We start from the raw sequence: 2,162 nt of genomic DNA on the forward strand, positions 1-2,162 counted from the left end.
AGCTATTTAAGGAGACTTATGAGGTCGATTGGATAAAAATTCATATGAAATTCGATTCTGCGAATGGATCAGTGCTTCCTTAGCCTGCACATAAAAGGGCTTTCCTTTTAATTGCTTGACCGTAAGGAGCCTCCGTGCTTACCCTTTGTATCTTTAAGTGATGCATACCGTATGCCTGAAGTCTGATGTCTGATGTCTGACTGTCTGACGTCTGATGTCTCCCTCTGTCAGCGGCTCCTAAGAAGCCGGAAACTCCCACGCCCACTAACCACAAAAAATCCGGCCCTTTGCAGAGCCGGTTTTCTTATTTCCTTATTTCAATACCGACGGCAGCCAGGTGGCGATGCCGGGGAAGACGCAGAGCAGCGCGATTTCAAGAACCATAATCACCGCAAAGGGAGCGGCGCCGGAGATGATGTCCTGGATGGAGCTGTCTTCGCTGATGCCTTTGATGACAAAGAGGTTCATGCCTACGGGAGGCGTGATGAGGGCCAGTTCCATATTAATGAGGAGCACTACGTTGAACCAGATGGGGTCAAAGCCCAGGGCTTTGATGACCGGGTAGAGCATAGGCAGGGTAATAAGGATGATGGAAACGGTTTCCAGCACGCAGCCCAGGATGAGGAGGACGATATTGATGCCGATGAGGACGATCCATTTATTGAAGTGGCCTTCGGTGACAAGGGCCATGAGGGCCTGGGGTACCTGGAGCACGGTGAGGATGTAGCCGAAGAGCATGGCGCCTACCATGATGGCAAAAATCATGCAGGATGTCTTGATGGTGGCGCGGAGGATGGCGGGCATGTCCTCAATGGTAATGCTGCGGTAAATGAAGAAGGTAATGATGAGGGCATACACCGTGCCTACAGCTGCCGCTTCGGTAGGGGTGAAGATGCCGGTGTAGATACCGCCGATGATGATGACCGGAAGGAGAAGGCCCCAGATATTTTCGCGGAGGGCTTTCATCTTTTCTGCATGGGTGGCTCTTGCTTCCCGCGGTTTGTTCCAGGAAGCAAAGACGATGTAGGCCACGAAGGCCAGGGTCAGGAGGGCGCCGGGCATGACGCCGGACATGAAGAGCTTGCCCACGGACTCGTCGGTAATGGTGCCGTAGAGAATCATGGGGATGGACGGCGGGATGAGGATGCCCAATGTGCCGCCGGCGGCCACAGACCCTACGACCAGTTTCCTGTCGTAGCCTCGCTTCAGCATTTCCGGAATGGCCATGGCACCGATGGTGACGGCGGTGGCCACAGAGGAGCCCGAAATGGCGGCGAAAATGGCGCAGGCAAAGATGGTGGCAATGCCAAGGCCTCCGGGGAGGTGGCCCATCCATTTGCTGCCCAGGTCGAAGAGCCCGCTGCCCACCCGTCCGGTGAGCATGATCTGGCTCATAAGGATGTAAAGGGGCACTGACGTCAGTACATAGGAATTCAGTGTCTTAAAGGCAATCACCGGCACCTGGGACAGGGTGGACATATCTACGAACTGGATGATGCCCAGAATCCCTGCCAGGGACAGGGTGAAGGCCACGGGCATGCCGATAATCAGGAGGACAATGATCAACAGGGCAAATCCTGCAAGAACCATTTACTTTCCCTCCTTTCCATCTCGGAAGAAATCACCTAAAAGATGATTCACCATTTCCAGAAACAGCAGTACAAAGCCGATGACCATAAAGGTCTGGGGAATCCACATGGGTACCCGGAGCAGGGAAGGAGACACCACTCCCACGGCCCGGCTCATGAGCATATAATTGGTGGATTCCGTCATGCACACATACATGACAAAAAGGGCAAGAATGGATGTGAGTACATCCAGCCCCCGCTGCAGGGCCCTGGGGAAACGGCTGAAAAGGAAATCCACGCAGATGTGTCCGTTCTTCCTCATGGTGTAGGCCATGCCGAAGAAACCGGCCAGCACCAGAAGGTAGGTGGAAATCTCCATCACCCACACCGTGGGACTGTGGAAAATACTGCGGGCAATGATTTCATAGCAGATCATGAAGGCTGTCAGCAAAATGGCAAGCCCTGCAATGGCTGCGGCAAAATTGGTAATGTAACCGAGGATACGGTCATACATATGGTAAATGGAACGCACAGGACAGCCCTCCTTTGGGAAATAGGGAAATAGGGAAATAGTGTACTAGTGTGCTAGTGAGC

General features: G+C 53.4%; 2 protein-coding genes. Both read right to left on the reverse strand.

What is annotated here, in order from left to right; all coding sequences use genetic code 11:
* Positions 1 to 312: 312 nt before the first annotated feature.
* Positions 313 to 1,590, reverse strand: a complete 1,278-nt coding sequence (locus B2Y11_RS06200) for a TRAP transporter large permease (protein ID WP_291057389.1) — start codon at positions 1,588 to 1,590, stop codon at positions 313 to 315.
* Positions 1,591 to 2,100, reverse strand: coding sequence for a TRAP transporter small permease subunit (locus tag B2Y11_RS06205; RefSeq protein ID WP_291057391.1), 510 nt, complete (start codon positions 2,098 to 2,100; stop codon positions 1,591 to 1,593). It lies immediately after the preceding gene.
* Positions 2,101 to 2,162: the final 62 nt, after the last annotated feature.

This window comes from Dialister sp. UBA1703, from assembly GCA_002320515.1.
GTDB lineage: Bacteria > Bacillota > Negativicutes > Veillonellales > Dialisteraceae > Dialister.

What these genes read in the sequence shown, in the direction of transcription:
- B2Y11_RS06200 (WP_291057389.1), bottom strand. Translation starts at nt 1,590, where the DNA reads ATGGTTCTTGCAGGATTTGCCCTGTTGATCATTGTCCTCCTGATTATC.